Origin of the sequence: Pseudofrankia coriaricola (assembly GCF_001854805.1) — a bacterium.
GTDB lineage: Bacteria > Actinomycetota > Actinomycetes > Frankiales > Frankiaceae > Pseudofrankia.
In genome coordinates this window covers 154,392-170,870 of record NZ_MBLO01000114.1, presented here as the reverse complement: position 1 = coordinate 170,870, position 16,479 = coordinate 154,392, and the positions used below count along the sequence as shown (strand labels likewise).

Sequence of the window (16,479 nt, the reverse complement as noted above, 5' to 3'; positions counted from 1 at the left end):
CGTCCCCGCCCCGTGTCGGGCGTCAGGGCGCCCTCCGGCGCTGGTACCGGGCCTGTGTACAGGACGGTGGCCAGGCCGGTCTCGGGTCGGGATGGCGGTTGCGTTGACGCTGCGCTAAAGGCGCCGTCACCCCTCAGGGTTACGTCACGCTGACCCCATCCCAGGGTGGGTGGCCGGGTTGGGTTCGAGGGCCATAGCAGTTTCGAGGGCCATAGCAGTTCAGCGGTGCGCGGGTGGCTCGGGGCGGGAAACGGTGGTGGGCGGTTGGGGCACGTCCTAGCGGCCGACTTTGGTTGCCGGGTGGGCGCCCGCGGCGACGAGGTCGGCCACGGTCTGGCGCGGGTCCGAGCCGCTGACCGCCGCCTCCCCGACCAGCACCGCGTCGGCGCCGGCCTCGGCATAGGCGAGCAGGTCGTGCGGGCCCCGGATGCCGGACTCGGCGACCTTCAGGACGCCGGGCGGCACCAGCGGGGCCAGCCGGGCGAACGTGTCGCGCCTGATCTCCAGCGTCTTGAGGTCACGGGCGTTGACGCCGACGAGCCTGGCGCCGGCGTCGAGCGCGCGCACCGTCTCGGCCTCGTCGTGGACCTCGACCAGCGCGGTCATGCCGAGCGACTCGATCCGCTCGAGCAGGCCCACGAGCCGGGGCTGGTCGAGCGCCGCGACGATCAGCAGCACGATGTCCGCGCCGTGCGCCCGCGCTTCCCAGACCTGGTACGGCGAAACGATGAAGTCCTTGCGCAGGACGGGCACGTCGACAGCTACGCGGACGGCGTCCAGGTCGGCCAGCGACCCGCCGAAGCGGCGCCGCTCGGTGAGCACGCTGACGGCGGCGGCGCCGGCCGACTCGTAGACGCCGGCAAGCGCACCGGGGTCGGGAATGCCGGCGAGCTCGCCCTTCGACGGGCTGCGCCGCTTCACCTCCGCGATCACGGCGACGCGGCGGGCGCGCAGCACCGCCAAGGCGTCGCGCGGGTCGGGAACCTTCTCGACCCGCTGCTTGAGCAGGTCGAGCGGGGTGCGCGCCTCGCGCTCGGCCAAGTCGGCACGGACACCGGCGATGATCTCGTCGAGGACGGTCACAGCCGGGCTCCTCTGGCTCTCGCTGCCATGGCGCCGATGGTAGGCCCACCCACCGGGAACGCACATGGCCCCCCATCGCCGCGTCGAAGCCTTGACCGTCCGTAGTTGCTCGGCGATTGTCAGGACTGGACATTCGCTGACAATCAGTGGATGACCAGGCCATATCCAGTATGGGCGGTCGTCTCGGCAGACACGCAGCGTCGTTGTCTCGTTGTTGCTCTTCCTTCCCCACCGAGGGATCCCACACGTTCGGGGCTCGCCGACGGGCCCGGGCCCATCCGCCGGGAGCCCACAGGGTCGTTGACGGCAAAGTCACAGCGACCGGACAGCGTCCGGCCGTGGGACGAGACCGGGGAGCGGCCTGCCCGGCCGCGGGCCCGGCGCATCGTCGGACACGCCATCCCGCGCATCATTCGTTGTTCCGGGCCGATCCCGCACGCAGGGTCCAACGCGACGATCCGGGCGTCAGAGCGTGTTCCAGGACCTAGCCCGACGAGGCTGTCGGATCGTGGCCGCGTTCGATCGCCTCCCAGTCGTCCAGCGGGCGGCGCGTCCTCGTCTGGTAGCGGCCGCCCATGCCCGGCCAGCGGGGACCGAGCGCGGCGGCCAGCACGCCCGCGCCGGTGAACGCGAGGCCCCCGAGCACCGCCGCCCACGGCGCGGCCGTGAGCCGGACCCGGTCGATCCCTGGATGCCCGCTGGGGGCGAGGTCCACGACGTGGCGCGCCGCGCGCACGGCCGGCTCGGGGGCGAAGCCGATCCGCGCCGCGACCACCATCACGCCGACGCCCGCCAGGGCGACCAGCACCCCGACGACCCGCCGGCCGACGCCCCTGGTCGCCACCAGCGCGACCGCCGCGGCCAGGCCCACCAGGCCGAGCGCGCTCACCGCGGGCGCGAGGTCGCCACCACCGAGGGCGACCGGGAGCGGCGTGCTCATCGCACCGCCGCCGGCGGCCGACGCCGCGTCGCGCACCTCGGTACGCGCCCACGTCGCGGAGCTGGCGAACAGCGTGAGCGCCGCGCCGACGAGACAGGCGATCATGGCGGCGGCCAGACCCCCACGGCCAGTCAGCCCCGCCCGGCGGCCGGCGGGACGGCCGGTGGGGTGGCCGCCGCCGACGTCGTGCACGTGCATCTGCGCGTCCGCGTGCACGGTCGCCGCCGCGCCGACCGTCGCCTCATCCCCGTCGACACTGGTTTTCTGCTTCATCTGGCTGGACTCCCGATCACGTACGGAGGGCGCGAAGCGCCCCGGCGCCCAGCGCCCCGCCTCAGCCGGGGGAATGCAGGGACTCGGCGATCTCGATCGCGCGCAGCACAACCGCGGCCTTCGTGCGGCTCTCGCGATCCTCCATGTCCGGGTCCGAGTCCGCGACGATGCCGGCCCCGGCCTGAACGTACGCCCAGCCGTCGCGGACGAGCGCGGTGCGGATCGCGATCGCGGTGTCCAGGTCGCCGCCGAAGTCGAGGTAGCCGACGACGCCGCCGTACAGGCCGCGCCGGGTCGGCTCGAGCTCGTCGATGACCTCCATCGCCCGTACCTTCGGCGCCCCGGACAGGGTGCCCGCCGGGAACGTCGCCGCGAGCACGTCGACGGCGCTGTGCTCGGGCGCGACCTGGCCGATGACGGTCGAGACGATGTGCATGATGTGCGAGTAGCGCTCGATCGTGGCGAACTCGACGACCCGCACCGTCCCCGGCACGCAGACCCGGCCCAGGTCGTTGCGGACCAGGTCGACGAGCATGACGTGCTCGGCCCGTTCCTTCGGGTCGGCGAGCAGCTCGGCGGCGAGCTCCGCGTCGGCCTCGGGCGTGTGGCCACGCGGGCGGCTGCCCGCGATCGGGTGCAGCAGCGCCCGGTCGCCGGTCACCTTGACGTGCGCCTCGGGGGACGTGCCGACGACGTCGAAGTCGCCGAAGCGCAGCAGGTACATGTACGGGCTCGGGTTCGACGCCCGCAGCACCCGGTAGATGTCGAGCGCGTCGGCGGAGGTCGCCCGCTCGAACCGCTGCGAGACCACGATCTGGAAGCATTCGCCGGCGCGGATCTCCTCGATCGAGCGCTCCACCGCCTGCTGGAACTGGCCGGGGGCCATCGCGGAGGTGAACCGCGCGATGTCGAGGGCGGCGAGCGCGCCGGTCGCGGCGACGGTCGGCTCGGTCCACTTGTGCAGCTCGGCGGTCATCACGTCCAGGCGCGCGACCGCGTCGTCGTACGCGGAGTCCAGCGCCGCCTCGTCGAGCGGCACCGTGGGGTGGGTTCCGTCCGCGGCGGGCGCGTCGCCCGGCGCGCCGTCCGCGCCGGGCGCGCGGGTGAAGACGTTGGCGACGAGCAGGCACGAGCCGTCGGCGTGGTCGAGCACGGCGAGGTCGGTACACAGCAGCAGGCGCAGCTCGGGTGTGCGCAGGTCGTCGACGGCGTGGTCGGGCAGGCGCTCGATGCGGCGCACGAAGTCGTAGGAGAGATAGCCGACGAGCCCGCCCATCAGCGGCGGCGTGCCGGGCAGCCGCGGCGCGCGCAGCGCCCGCTCCACGGCGCGCAGCACAGCCAGCGGGTCGCCGCCGGTCGGCACCCCCGGCGGCGGCGTGCCGCCGGTCCAGCGGGCCTCGCCGTCCACCTCCGTCAGGGTCGCCGCCGCGCGCACGCCGATGATCGAGTAACGGGACCGCATGCCGCCGTGCTCGGCGGACTCCAGCAGGAAGGTGCCCGGCCCGCCGCCGAGCTTGCGGTAGACCCCGACGGGCGTCTCACCGTCGGCGAGCAGCCGGCGGGTGACCGGCACGACCGCGTAACTGGCGGCCAGCGCGCGGAACTCGGCACGGTCGGGTGAGATCTCACCGGTCGTCATCGGGGTCTCCCGTCGGCTGCGTCGGGCCATCCGGTGAGCCGTGCGCCGCCGGCAGCGCGCGGCCGTCGAAGCAGCTGAGCGAGCCGGTGTGACAGGCGGGGCCGACCTGGTCGACCTGGACGAGCACCGTGTCACCGTCGCAGTCGAGCGCGACCGAGCGCACCCACTGGACATGGCCGGAGGTGTCGCCCTTGACCCAGTATTCCCGGCGGCTGCGGCTCCAGTAGGTGGCCCGGCCAGTGGTCAGCGTACGGTGCAGCGCCTCGTCATCCATCCAGCCGACCATCAGCACGGTGCCGGTGTCGTACTGCTGGACGACGGCGGGGAACAGTCCGGCGGCGTCCCGCTTCAGCCGCCCGGCCAGCGCGGGATCGAGCCCGGACGAGGTCACGCTCACCGTGCCCATTCTGCCGTGTTTCTGGTTCGCTCCGTGCGGGCGGCGCACTCCGGCCCCGTACTCGCTTCGCTCCCACGGGACCTCCGCGCGCCGTCCTCCTCCGCTCACGTGCCCTCCGGCGACCTCCGCTGCGGCCCAACCACGTCGCTTCGCTCGTGGCCGGGCCTCCGCGGAGGCGCGCCTCCGGGCCAGCCCGGTTGCGTGACGATTGACCGTTACGAACCGAACTTCTTTATGCGACAGGGCGGAGGATGTTGAACTCGGCGAAGCGGTGGCGTAGCACGGGGCGGCCGTAGAGGTCGAGGCCCGGCTCGCCGGTGCTGCGGCCGGTGTGCACGGCCTCGATCGCGTCGGCGGCGTCGCGCAGCAGGTGCGGCCCGGCCTCGCAGGAGCGGGTGTGCGCGGGCATGACCCGGCTGACCTGGCCGGCGAGCTCGCCATCGAGGCGGCGCAGGCTGGTGACGAACGCCTCCAGGTCGGTGTCGTCGGTGTGCGCCCAGAAGTCGCCGGTGATCAGCGTGTCGCCGACGAAGAGCAGGCCGTCGCGCTCGTCCAGCAGGCACAGCGAGTCCGGCGAGTGCCCGGGGCTGTGCAGGACGCGCAGCGTCCGGCCGCCCAGATCGATCACCTCGCCGTCGGCGAGCGGGCGCGCCGCCGGGCCCGCCCCGATCGGGGCGGCCGCGGCGGCGGCCGTGCCGGGCGGCAGCGGGCGGGGCCGGTTGTCGGCGGTGAACAGGTGGAAGTAGCGGTCGTCGAGTGCAAGCGCCGTCTCGTAGGCGGCGAGCTGCTCGGCGGCGACCGTCAGATAGGCGCCGACGCGGTCGGCGGGGACGGGACGCGCCAGCCGTTCGACGGCGACCGGGTGGGCGGCGACCTCGTCGAAGAAGACGTTTCCGCCGCGGTGGTCGTCGTGCGCGTGGGAGTTGACGACGAGCACCGGCATGCCGGTGACCCGGCGGACCGGGGCGGAGATGTCCGCGATGCCGGTGCCCGTGTCGACCAGCACGGCCCGTTCGGCGCCGGTGATGAGGAAGCAGTAGACGTGCCACGGCTCGGCGACCAGCCACACGCCGTCGCGCAGCTTCCGCGTGACGAACCAGGGGTCCTGGCCCGCCGTCGGCTCCCCGGCCATCAGCTGCTCGCCTCCGGCCCCGCCTGCCGGCCGGCCGCGTTCTCCCGCAGGACGGCCAGATCCTCGGGGTCCAGGCCGGCCACCGGGCCGCGCTCGATGAGCGCGGCGAAACCGTCGTCGGGCGCCATGACGGTGATCGTGTAGAGGCGCTCGGTGCCGGACGTGTTGACGATGCGGTGGACGGAGCCCGGCGGCAGGACGAGCACGTCGCCGGGGCCGATCGGGCGGGTGTGCCCGTCGCTGTGGGCGAGGCCGGTGCCGACGAGCACGACGAAGGTCTCCGTCGAGACGGGGTGCGAGTTCGGCGGCTGCGAGCCGCCCGGCTCCCAGATCTCGAACACCACGGTGGCCGGCGAGCCCTGCGCCGGGCCGCTGAGCACGGCGAGCCGGACGGTGTCGGTGGGCGAGATCCGGTGCGCCGTCACCTCGGCCAGCGGCTGGACCACGGGCGGTGGGACGGCCGCGGCGGCGCTCACGCGAGCACCTTCAGGGCGTCGGCCAGGTCGCTGGCCGTGACGGTGAAACCGAAGCACTGGCGGACGTTGTAGACGGTCGCCCGCATGCAGAACTCCGGTGACGTCGTCGCGACCGCGTCCTCGACCATGACGACGTCGTAGCCGGCGCAGGCCGCGTCGGTCAGCGTCGCGAGCACGCACTGGTCGGCGTTGACGCCGGCGAACAGCAGCGTGTCGACCCGCAGGTTGCGCAGCACCGTGTCCAGCGGGGTGTCCCAGAAGCCGCTCATCCGGTACTTCGAGACCTTGACGTCGCCCGGTTCGATCGGCAGCTCGTCAACGACGGCCGCGGCCCAGGCGCCGTCGGTGAGGACCGGGGAGCCGTTCGGCAGCGGGTCGCCGATGCCGGTGCCCGCACCGTCGCCGTTGTAGACGTGCAGGACGCCCGGCGGCAGGTTGGCCCGGTCGGGACGGTTGCCCCAGTTGAGCCAGACGACCGGGACGCCCGCGGCGCGCAGCGCTGGCAGCAGCTCGGCGAGCACCGGGATCGGCGCGCGCGCCGGGGTGACGTCGACGCCGATGCCAGCGAGCCAGCCATCGGGGTGGCAGAAGTCGTTCTGCATGTCGATCACGACGATGGCGGTGCGGGCGAGGTCGAGGGTGAGCCGCTGGGGCACGGCCGCCACGGTGAGAGCCCGCTCGGGCTGGGCCGGGCGGCGCAGGTCCACCGCGCCCGGGCCGACCCGCCAGCTGTTGACGGCGGTCGGGCCGAGCGGCACCGCCGGGTTGTCCACGGTCATCGGGTCAGGGGTCATGGGGTCAGGCACCTCCGGCCGGTCTCCATGATCGCCAGTTGTGTATCGAGATCCGAGCCCCGGCGCGGGCGCGGCTCGGATTTGGCTACAGATCCACTGATCATGATCGGGTGCGGGGAGCCTGGTGAAACGGGGCCGGTGCCGGGGCGGCCTGGGCCGCGACGGAGCCGGCAGGGACGGGCTCGGAGGCGTCGAGGAGCGGGCGGACATCCCGCGCGAAGCGGCGCAGCTGCTCGTCGGTGGCGTCGTAGCTCTCGCCGGGGCCGGTCGGGAAGATCGTCAGGTCGGCCAGGCCGCCCAGGTCGGCGCGCAGCCGCAGGATCGCCTCGGCGACGTCCTCGGCGGTACCGACCGCCCACACGCCCTGCTCGACGGAGTCCTCCAGCGTCGGCACCCAGCCGGCCGGCGGCATGCCGCCGTCAGGACCGAGGTAGGCCCGGTTCCAGCCATAGGGGCCGAGGAAGCGCCAGAACTCGTCGTGGCCGGGGCGCGCGAGCTCCATCGCCCGCTCGCGGGTGTCGGCCAGGCAGGTGTTCAGCACGATCATCCGCTTCTCGCCGGGGGCGAGCGCCGCGCCGCCGTGCGTGTCGGCGTAGACCTCGGCGTAGCGGTCCCAGCGGGCACGCAGCAACGAGCGGCTGGCCAGCCAGAACACGCCGCCGAAGCCGCGCGCGGGCACCGCCGCCAGCGAGCCGGGGCTGCTGATCGCCTGCCACACCTCGTACGGGTAGGCCGGGCGCGGGATGAGGGTGAGCGACTCCACCTCGCCGCCGCGGTCGGGGATGCCCGGCGGGGGCGCCTGGAAGTAGCTGCCGCGGTGGCGGAACGTCTCGTTGTCCAGCGCGGTCAGCAGCAGGTCGAGCGCCTCGTTCGTGACGTCGCGGTTCACGGTGTCGGCGGCCAGCGCGTCCGGGTTGTCGCTGGAGCCGACCGACATCCGGCCGAGCGAGAGCGGCTCCATCTCGCGCGGCACGGTGCCCCGGCCGACACCGAGGATGCCTCGGCCGCCGGAGAGGTTGTGCAGCATCGCGAAGTCCTCGGCCAGGCGCAGCGGGTGCCACTGGCCGACGACGTTGAACATCGTGCCGATGCGGATCTGGCGGGTCCGCTCGGCGAGGAACGCGCCGAACAGCAGGCCGTTGGGCACGACCTCGTAGCCCTCGTGCTGGAAGTGGTGCTCGGTCAGCCAGAACGCGTCGTAGCCGAGCTCGTCGGCGAGCACCCCGGTGTCCAGGATGCGGCGCGTCGCCGACAGGAAGTCGGCCTGGGTGTGGCGGCGCGCGGTCGGCTCCGTGCCGCCGGCGCCGATGGTGTCACCCATCTCGACTGCCCCGAAGAGAAACACGCCGACGCGCATCGCACTCCCTTCGCCACGGTGTTGATGCCACGAACACTGCCGCGCGGGTGTTTCGACGTCATCACCCACCCGTTACGCCCCGCTCGCGGCCCGGTCGCGCCCCGCCTCGCGCCACGCCAGGTGGTCTACTGAGGCGGTTTGTCGCCTGCCACAGTCTGCCGCAGCCACCGCTGTCGCCGGCCGCCGTTGTGGCCTGCCGCCGCTTGTCGCCGTGGCCGAAGGAGCTGCCCGTGTCCCGCGACGTCCGCTTCTACGCGGTCAGCCAGTCCCCTGACGCATCCCACGGCACCGGGGTGCCCGTCGACGACCCGGCCTGGCGGGCGGGGCTGGAGGAGGCGTTCTGGCGGTACGAGCGGGCGCTGCTCGGCAACGACCTGGACGCGCTGGACGAGCTGTTCCTCGGCGGGCCGGCGACGCTGCGGGCCGACGCCGCCGGTGTGCTCGTCGGGCACGCCGAGATCAGCGAGTTCCGCCGGGCCAGAGGCACCCGGGGCGGGCCGCCCGGGCCGCGCACGGTCGAGCGGCTGCACGTCCAAGCGCACGGCCCGGCCTGCGTGGTGCTCGTCGCGGAGATCGCCCGCGCCGACGGCGGCCGCGGCCTGCAGACCCAGGTCTGGGTGGCCGTTCCCGACGAGTCCCGGCCCGACGGTTCCCAGCCCGGTGAGGGTGGCCAGCCGCGCTGGCGGGTCGCCGCGGCGCACGTCAGCGGCTCGCCGCCACCCGCGCCACCCGCCCCAGCCACCCCGGCCGCCGCGGAGGGCACGACCGGGGCCGAGACCGACATGGCGGCGGTCTGGCGGGTACGCGGGAGACCGCTCGTCGCGGGGGCGGACGAGGGGCCGCTGCGGCGCCTGACGGTCGCCGTGAAGGACCTGTTCGCGGTCGCCGGACACCGGACCGGGGCGGGCAACCCGGCCTGGCTCGCCGAGGCCGCACCCGCGGCCGAGCACGCGCCCGCGGTGGCCGCGCTGCTCGCGGCCGGCGCCGACGTCGCCGGCATCGCGCAGACCGACGAGCTCGCGTACAGCCTGTCCGGGACAAACGTCCACTACGGCACGCCGCCAAACCCGACCGCGCCCGGCGTCATCCCCGGCGGCTCCAGCAGCGGCCCGGCGAGCGCCGTCGCGCTCGGCCTGGCCGACATCGGCCTCGGCACCGACACCGGTGGCTCGGTGCGGGTGCCCGCGTCCTACTGCGGCCTGTTCGGCATCCGGCCGACACACGGCGCGGTCCTGGCCACCGGGGTCATTCCGCTCGCGCCGAGCTTCGACACCGTCGGGTGGCTCACCCGCGACGCGGCCACGCTCGCCCAGGTCGGCGCGGTACTGCTGCCGCCCGCCGATCCGGCGCTGCCCCCGCCGGCCGCGCTGCTCGTCGCCGACGACCTCGTGGCCCTCGCGGAGCCCGCGACCGCCGCGGCGCTGGCCGGCGCGGTCCCGTCGCTCGCCACGGCCCTCGACCTACCGGTCCGCCAGGTCCCGGCGATCGCGGACGGCCGGCTCCACGACTGGTTCCTCGCCTTCCGCCACGGGCAGGGCTTCGAGGCGAACCAGGCCCACGGCGCGTGGGTCGCCGCCCACCCCGGCGTCCTCGGCCCCGGCATCGCCGCGCGGTTCGCCGGGGCGGCGGCCGTCACCGGCGAGGAGCTGGCAACGGCCCGCGCGGTCCGCGCCCAGGTCCGCGCGACGTTCGGCGCCGCCCTGGGCGGCGGTACGGTGCTGGTCATTCCCGCGGCCAGCGGCCCGGCGCCCGCGATCGACCTCGCCGTCGACGCCAAGGACCGCCTGCGGGCCGCCACCCTGACGCTGACCTGCGCCGCCGGCCTCGCCGGCCTCCCGGTCGTCGTCCTGCCGTTCCCGCGGGTACGCGGTCGCGCCGTGGGCCTAGCCCTCGTCGGCGCGCCCGGTACCGACCACGCGCTGCTCGCGCTCGCCGCCCGCGCCGCGGCCGCCTGGGTCTGACCAGCGGGGCATGGGCCGACACGATCCGCCAGCATGGGCCATCCGGATCCCCCCGATGGACGGCGCACCGCCGCCCGGCGGCTTGTCGCGAACCGAAGCGTCGACACAAATGGGACGATGACGCCCATGTGCACGGAAGAGGTCGGCCGGCAGGCGCGGGCCGGAGCGAGCGAGCTGGAGGTGCGCGAGCAGATCGGGCGGTCGATCCGGGCGCTGCGGCGGCGCAGGGGGCTCACGCTCGTGCGGCTCGCGGTGCTCGCGGAGCTGTCGCACCCGTTCCTCAGCCAGCTGGAACGGGGCCTCGCCCGGCCGAGCATGGCCTCGCTGCACAGGATCGCCGAGGCCCTCGGCACGACGCAGCTCGAGCTGATGTCGATGGACACCGAGGGTGACGCCAACGATGCCGACGGCGCGGCGGCGACGTCCGTCGGACGCCAGGTGAGCCTGGTGCGGGCCGGCGGCGGCGTCCTGGCGCAGAACCCGGTCGGCATCGCGCGCTCGCTCGTGTCCGGCGCACGCGCGATGTACCCGGTGCTCTTCGAGGGCGCGCCGACCGAGTTCGGCGACACGTTCACCCACGCCGGCGACGAGTTCGTCTTCGTGATGGCCGGCCGGATCGAGGTGGACGTCGCCGCCGCGGGCCTGTTCGCCCTCGGCCCCGGCGACACCCTTTACTACCCCGGCGTCCTCCCCCACCGCTGGCGCCAGCTCCCCGGGCCCACCAGCCACGTCCTGCTCGTCCAGGAAAGCCGCGCCCCCACCCACTGAGCGGGTTCGCGCGGTCGCGTCACAGGGCGGCGATGCCGGCGGACCAGGAGGAGTGCAGGCGCTGGTAGACGCCGGGCTGGGCGACGAGGTCGGCGTGGGTGCCGCGCTGGACGACGCGGCCTGCGTCGACGACGAGGACCAGGTCGGCCGTCTCGGCGGTGGACAGGCGGTGGGCGATCGTCACAGAGGTGCGGCCGTGGGTGAGCTCAAGCAGCGCCTGGCCGATGCGGACCTCCGTCGCCGGGTCGACGGCGGAAGTCGCCTCGTCGAGGACGAGCAGGTCGGGGCCGGCGAGCTCGGCGCGGGCCAGGGCGACGAGCTGGCGCTCGCCGGCCGACAGCAGCCCGCCGGACTCGCCCACCGCCGTGCGGACCCCGGCCGGCAGGCCCGCGAGCCAGTCGGCGAGGCCGATCCGCCCGAAGGCGGCGGTGATCTCCGCGTCCGTGGCACTGGGCCGGCCATAGCGGACGTTGTCGGCGATCGTCGCGTCGAAGAGGAAGCCGTCCTGCGGCACCATGACCACCCGGCCGCGCAGGGACGAGAAGCGCACCTCGGTCAGTGGCACACCGCCGATGCGGACCTCGCCCTCAGTGGGGTCCATCAGCCGGGTCAGCAGCTTGGCGATCGTCGTCTTGCCCGACCCGGTCTCGCCGACGACGGCGACCCGGGCGCGGGGCGGGACCCGCAGGTCGATGCCGTGCAGGACCGGCGGGCCAGTCCGGTAGCGAAACATGACCTGGTCGAAGGTCACGTCGAGCGAGCCGGGCGGCAGGTCCCGGCCGCCAGACCCGGACCCGGAGCCGCCAGCGTCACCGTCGACGTCGAGCTCGGCCGGGTCGCGGACGTCGCTCGGGGTGTCCAGGATGTCCAGGACGCGGCGCAGGCCGGCCAGCGCGTTCGCGCCGTCGTTGAGCACCTCGGTGAGCATCTGCACCGGCATGACGAACAGCGTCATCAGGAACAGGAACGCCACCAGCCGGCCGGTGGACAGGTGGCCGCCGACGCCGAGGCTCACGCCGAGCAGTACCACACCGCCGAGCGCGACCGCGCTGACCAGCTCGCCCGCCGAGAACACGACGGCGACCAGCACCTGCGCCCGGCTCTGCGCCGAGCGGTAGGCCTCGACGGTGTCATCGACCCGGGTGGCGGTGCGCCGCTGGGCGCCGTAGGCGCGCACCACGTGGGCCCCGACCACGGACTCGGACACGGCGCCGAGCATGTCCCCGACCCGCCGGCGCACCAGGGCGTAGCGGGTGGACAGCCGGCGCTGGAAGCCACGGGTCGCGAACACCATCGGGACGAAGCAGACGTAGACCAGCAGCGTCAGCGGCCATGAGTAGACCAGCATCAGCACGGTCGCGACGATCATCTGGCCGACGGAGACGACCAGCATCACGCCGCCGAACTGCAGGAACTGCGACATCTGGTCGACGTCGGTGGTGACCCTGGCGGTCAGGCCGCCGCGAGCCTGGGTCGCCTGGGTGAGCATCGACAGGTCGTGGATGTGCCGGAACGCGCGCACCCGCAGCGTCGCGAGCGCTCCTTCGGAGACCTTGTAGAGCCGCACATTCATCACGTACGTGGCGGCCGCCGTCATCACGATCGCGACCGCCGCGATCGTGACGGCGGTGCGCACGAGGCCCAGGTCGACGCCGTCCGGGCCGGTGACGCCGCGGTCGAGCGTCTGCTGCACGGTCAGCGGGATGACAATCTTGCCGACGGTGGCGATCAGGGCGAGCAGCAGCGTCACGCCGATCCCGTTCGTCGCCTGCGGAGCGAGCCGGCGCAGCCGTCGGGCGGTGCTCCACAGCCCCTCCCTCGCCGAGGGCACGTCAGGCGCGTCGCCGCCGGCCGCGGCATCGCCGCCGGGCGGAGCGGTCGCCGCCGCGCCGCGCTGTGGCGGAATCGGGCCGGCCGGCGCGGGAAGGGCCGACGTGCTCACGGGTCGTCCGTCCGCCGCCGGCCGCTCGTCGCCACTGACGGGCGGGGTGGCGGCTGTCATGACAGAACCTCCTCGTCGAACGCATCGCCGTGGCGGGGGCCGTCCGTGTCCAGGCCGAGGTCTCTGGGCGCGTCCAGCCCGGCCGGCGCCTCGAGGTCGGCGGCGGCGCGCTCGTAGGCCGTGAGCAGCTCGGCGTAGCCGGGCGAGCCGACCAGCAGCTCGTCGTGCCGGCCGTGCGCCGCGACCCGGCCGCTCTCCAGGTAGACGACCTCGTCGGCGAGCGCGATCGTCGCCCGCCGGTGGGCGACGACGACCACGGTCGACGACCCCGCCGAGCCGAGCGCACGCAGGCCGGCGAGGATCGACGCCTCGACCCGAGGGTCGACGCTGGAGGTCGCGTCATCGAGGACGAGCAGCCGGGGGCGGCGGACCAGCGCGCGGGCGAGCGCGATCCGCTGGCGCTGGCCGCCGGACAGGGTCGTGCCGCGCTCCCCCACCTCGGTGTCCAGGCCGCCCGGCAGTGCCTCGACGAACCGGTCCGCCTGCGCGAGGCGCAGCGCGTCCCACACGGTGTCGTCGGGCAGGTCCAGGCCGAGGGTGATGTTCGCGCGGACCGTGTCGTCGAACAGGAACGCCTGCTGGGCGACGAGGGCGACCGCGGAGGTCACCCCGCCCGCGGCGAGGTCGCGCAGATCGGCGCCGTCGACCCGGACGGTGCCCTCGTCCGGGTCGACGAGGCGGGCGAGCAGGCTCACCAGCGTCGACTTCCCGGCGCCCGTGCGCCCGGTGACCGCGAGCACCTTGCCTGGGCGCGCCTCGAAGGCGACATCCGCGAGTGCCGCGGCCGGCACCGCCTCCTTGTCGCCCTCGGGCCGTTCCGCGCCGCCCGCGGCGCCATCGGGGCCGGGGTACCGGTAGCCGACGCCGTCGAGGCGCAGCGTGGCCGGGCCGGTGCCGGCCAGGTGCTCCGTGCCGAACTGCTGCTCGCCCTCGGCGGTCAGCACCGCGGACACCCGGCCCCAGCCGACCACCGAGCGGGGCATCTCGCTGATCACCCAGCCGATCGCCCGGATCGGGAAGGCGAGCAGCGTGAACAGGTAGGCCACCCGGACCAGGTCACCGACCGACAGGTCGGCGGAGCCGATCCGGTGCGCGCCGACCACGAGCACGGCGAGCACGCCGAAGTTGGGCAGCGCCTCCATCAGCGGATCGAAGACCCCGCGGACCCGGCCCGCGCGGATCATCGCGTCTCGCAGCTGTTCGGCGGACCGGCGGAAGCGGGCGGTCTCGTCGGCCTCCCTGCCGAGGGTCTTGACGACGAGCGCGCCGTCGAACGACTCGTGCGCGACCGTGCTCACCTCGGCACGCAGCTCCTGCACCCGGGCGAACAGCGGCGAGACCAGCCGCGAGTAGGTGAGGTTGAGGACGCCGACGAGCGGGAAGACGACGAAACCGACGGCGGCGAGCAGCGGGTCGGTCGCGACCAGCAGGCCCACGGCGGCGGCGAGCATCACGACCACGCCGACCGCGAACGGGAACGGCGCGATCGGCGCCCACAGCGCCTCGACGTCGGCGTTCGCGTTCGACAGCAGCGCGCCGGTGGAGTGCCGCTGGTGCCAGGCCAGCGGCAGCCGCAGGTACTGGCGGGTGACGCGGCGCCGGTAGTGGGCCTGCATCCGGTACTGCAGCACACCGGCCGCGAACCGGCGGAAGAACATCCCGACAGCGCGGGTCGCGCCGACCGCGAACACCAGCAACGCGGCGGACACGACGCTCCCCCAGGCGGCGTGCCCGTCGCGCAGCGAAGGGACGATGACCCGCTGGGTCACCTCGCCGAGGACGTAGGAGCTGGCCACCGTCGCGAGGCCGAACAGCGCGCTGCCGAACACCGACAGCGCGAACAGCCGCCGCTCCTCGCGCACCGCGAGCCACAGGATCCGCAGCCCGCGCCAGATGACCGAGCGGGTCCCGTCGATCGCGCGCGCCGACTGGGCGAACCCGGGAGGGTTGAGGTGGTCGACGTGGCCGCCGGGGCTCGGCGGTCCGTCCGGGGCGTCACCAGGTGCGGGCACCTCTCTCCTCTCGACAGCGCGCGTGCGCATGCGCTCGCCCCCGGCCGCTGTTTCGCTACAGCCCGGTGACAGGTGCGTGACATCCACCCTGCAACACCTGAAACAGGCCGAGTACTCCCGTGGCCGTCAAGTGGCCGGGGCTTAACGAACGGGGACGGCGGCGGTGCGCAGGGCTTCCTTGACGTCGGCGATCCGGAGGTGGCCGAAGTGGAAGACGCTGGCGGCCAGCACGGCGTCGGCTCCGGCCGAGACGGCGGGGGCGAAGTCGGCGAGCCCGCCGGCGCCGCCGCTGGCGATCACCGGGACGTCCACCTCCGCGCGGACGGCGGCGATCATCTCGAGGTCATATCCATCGCGGGTGCCGTCGGCGTCCATCGAGTTGAGCAGGATCTCGCCGGCACCGAGCTCGACCGCGCGCGCCGCCCAGGCGACGGCGTCGATGCCGGTGCCCTGCCTGCCGCCGTGGGTGGTCACCTCGAAGCGCGGCCCGTCCTGGCCGGGCGAGCGCCGCGCGTCCACGGACAGGACGACGCACTGGCTGCCGAACCGCAGCGCGCACTCGCGCAGCAGCTCGGGGCGGGCGACAGCGGCCGTGTTGATACCGACCTTGTCCGCCCCGGCGCGCAGCAGCCGGTCCACGTCGTCGGCCGCGCGCACCCCGCCGCCCACGGTGAGCGGGATGAAGACCTGCTCGGCGGTGCGCCGGACGATGTCGTAGGTCGTCTCCCGGTTGCCGCTGGAGGCGGTGATGTCGAGGAAGGTCAGCTCGTCCGCGCCCTCGGCGTCGTAGAGGCGGGCCATCTCGACCGGGTCGCCGGCATCGCGCAGGCCGGTGAAGTTGACGCCCTTGACCACCCGGCCGGCGTCGACATCCAGGCAGGGAATGACGCGGACCGCGACGCTCATCGCCGGGCGCCCGCCGCGGTCTCGCCGCCGGCGACGGCGAGCGCCTCCGGGAGGGTGAACGCGCCGGCGTAGAGCGCCTTGCCGATGATCGCGCCCTCGACGCCGGGGACGGTGGCGATCGCCCCCAGGTCGGCGAGCGACGACACCCCGCCGCTGGCGACAACCGGCCGGTCGGTGACGGCGGTGACCGCGGCGAGGAGCTCCAGGTTCGGGCCGGTGAGCGTGCCGTCGCGGCGGACGTCGGTAAGCACGTAGCGGGCGCACCCGTCGGCGTCGAGCCGGGCGAGCACGTCGAACAGCTCGCCGCCGTCGCGCGTCCAGCCGCGGGCGGCGAGCGTCGTGCCGCGCACGTCCAGCCCGACGGCGATCCGGTCGCCGACCCGGTCGATCGCCCGCCGCACCCAGTCCGGGTTCTCCAGCGCGGCGGTACCGACGTTCACCCGGGCCGCGCCGGTGGCGAGCGCCGCGTCCAGCGAGTCGTCGTCGCGGATCCCGCCGGACAGCTCGACCGCGACGTCGAGGGAGCGGACCACCTCGGCGATCAGCTCCCGGTTGGAGCCGCGGCCGAAGGCGGCGTCCAGGTCGACGAGATGGATCCACTCGGCGCCGTCGCGCTGCCAGGCGAGCGCCGCGTCGCGCGGGTCGCCGTACGAGGTCTCCGATCCGGCCGCGCCCTGGACCAGCCGAACGGCCACCCCGTCCGCCACGTCCACCGCGGGCAACAACGTCAACGTCACTC

At 74.6% G+C, this 16,479-nt stretch carries 14 protein-coding genes; 2 read left to right on the top strand and 12 right to left on the bottom strand.

The features are described from left to right. Positions 1–276: 276 nt before the first annotated feature. The 8 genes from trpC to BCD48_RS17445 form a co-directional block, all read right to left on the bottom strand. On the bottom strand, positions 277–1,083 hold the full coding sequence (gene trpC, locus BCD48_RS17480; protein WP_071049440.1) for an indole-3-glycerol phosphate synthase TrpC: 807 nt from the start codon (positions 1,081–1,083) through the stop codon (positions 277–279). Between the two features lie 484 nt (positions 1,084–1,567). Then, positions 1,568–2,296, bottom strand: a complete 729-nt coding sequence (locus BCD48_RS17475) for a Trp biosynthesis-associated membrane protein (RefSeq protein WP_083418783.1) — start codon at positions 2,294–2,296, stop codon at positions 1,568–1,570. A 61-nt stretch (positions 2,297–2,357) separates the two neighbouring features. Further along, the gene (locus BCD48_RS17470) at positions 2,358–3,935 is read right to left on the bottom strand and encodes an anthranilate synthase component I (RefSeq protein WP_071049439.1); all 1,578 of its coding nucleotides are present in this window, start codon (positions 3,933–3,935) and stop codon (positions 2,358–2,360) included. After that, a complete protein-coding gene (gene hisI / locus BCD48_RS17465; RefSeq protein WP_397428656.1) occupies positions 3,922–4,341 on the bottom strand; it encodes a phosphoribosyl-AMP cyclohydrolase in 420 nt (139 codons plus the stop codon). Before hisI ends, BCD48_RS17470 begins: the two co-directional genes overlap by 14 nt. Before the next feature lie 223 nt (positions 4,342–4,564). Next, the gene (locus BCD48_RS17460) at positions 4,565–5,464 is read right to left on the bottom strand and encodes an MBL fold metallo-hydrolase (protein WP_071049438.1); all 900 of its coding nucleotides are present in this window, start codon (positions 5,462–5,464) and stop codon (positions 4,565–4,567) included. Continuing rightward, positions 5,464–5,940 carry a cupin domain-containing protein gene (locus tag BCD48_RS17455; protein ID WP_071049437.1) on the bottom strand — a complete coding sequence of 159 codons (477 nt, stop codon included), beginning with the start codon at positions 5,938–5,940 and terminating at the stop codon, positions 5,464–5,466. Before BCD48_RS17455 ends, BCD48_RS17460 begins: the two co-directional genes overlap by 1 nt. After that, positions 5,937–6,734: a cysteine hydrolase family protein gene (locus tag BCD48_RS17450; protein WP_241841806.1), complete on the bottom strand. Its 798-nt coding sequence runs from the start codon at positions 6,732–6,734 to the stop codon at positions 5,937–5,939. Before BCD48_RS17450 ends, BCD48_RS17455 begins: the two co-directional genes overlap by 4 nt. 100 nt (positions 6,735–6,834) lie before the next feature. After that, complete coding sequence (locus tag BCD48_RS17445) at positions 6,835–8,091, bottom strand: LLM class flavin-dependent oxidoreductase (protein WP_071049436.1); 1,257 nt, start codon at positions 8,089–8,091, stop codon at positions 6,835–6,837. Positions 8,092–8,321: 230 nt separating this feature from the next. Here BCD48_RS17445 and BCD48_RS17440 point away from each other — a divergent pair, with 230 nt between their 5' ends. Then, positions 8,322–10,052 carry an amidase gene (locus tag BCD48_RS17440; RefSeq protein ID WP_083418782.1) on the top strand — a complete coding sequence of 577 codons (1,731 nt, stop codon included), beginning with the start codon at positions 8,322–8,324 and terminating at the stop codon, positions 10,050–10,052. Positions 10,053–10,178: 126 nt separating this feature from the next. Further along, the gene (locus tag BCD48_RS17435; protein ID WP_071049435.1) at positions 10,179–10,820 is read left to right on the top strand and encodes a helix-turn-helix domain-containing protein; all 642 of its coding nucleotides are present in this window, start codon (positions 10,179–10,181) and stop codon (positions 10,818–10,820) included. Between the two features lie 19 nt (positions 10,821–10,839). Here BCD48_RS17435 and BCD48_RS17430 read toward each other — a convergent pair whose 3' ends face one another. From BCD48_RS17430 to priA, 4 genes are all read right to left on the bottom strand, one after another. Then, positions 10,840–12,822 (bottom strand): ABC transporter ATP-binding protein, encoded by a 1,983-nt coding sequence (locus BCD48_RS17430; protein WP_083418781.1) that lies wholly within the window; start codon positions 12,820–12,822, stop codon positions 10,840–10,842. Further along, the gene (locus BCD48_RS17425; RefSeq protein WP_083418780.1) at positions 12,819–14,834 is read right to left on the bottom strand and encodes an ABC transporter ATP-binding protein; all 2,016 of its coding nucleotides are present in this window, start codon (positions 14,832–14,834) and stop codon (positions 12,819–12,821) included. Before BCD48_RS17425 ends, BCD48_RS17430 begins: the two co-directional genes overlap by 4 nt. Before the next feature lie 141 nt (positions 14,835–14,975). Further along, entirely contained in the window at positions 14,976–15,740 is a 765-nt protein-coding gene (gene hisF / locus BCD48_RS17420) for an imidazole glycerol phosphate synthase subunit HisF (protein WP_071049434.1), read from the bottom strand. Then, positions 15,737–16,477, bottom strand: a complete 741-nt coding sequence (priA, locus tag BCD48_RS17415; RefSeq protein WP_071049433.1) for a bifunctional 1-(5-phosphoribosyl)-5-((5-phosphoribosylamino)methylideneamino)imidazole-4-carboxamide isomerase/phosphoribosylanthranilate isomerase PriA — start codon at positions 16,475–16,477, stop codon at positions 15,737–15,739. The genes hisF and priA overlap by 4 nt, the downstream gene beginning before the upstream one ends. Positions 16,478–16,479 lie beyond the last annotated feature (2 nt).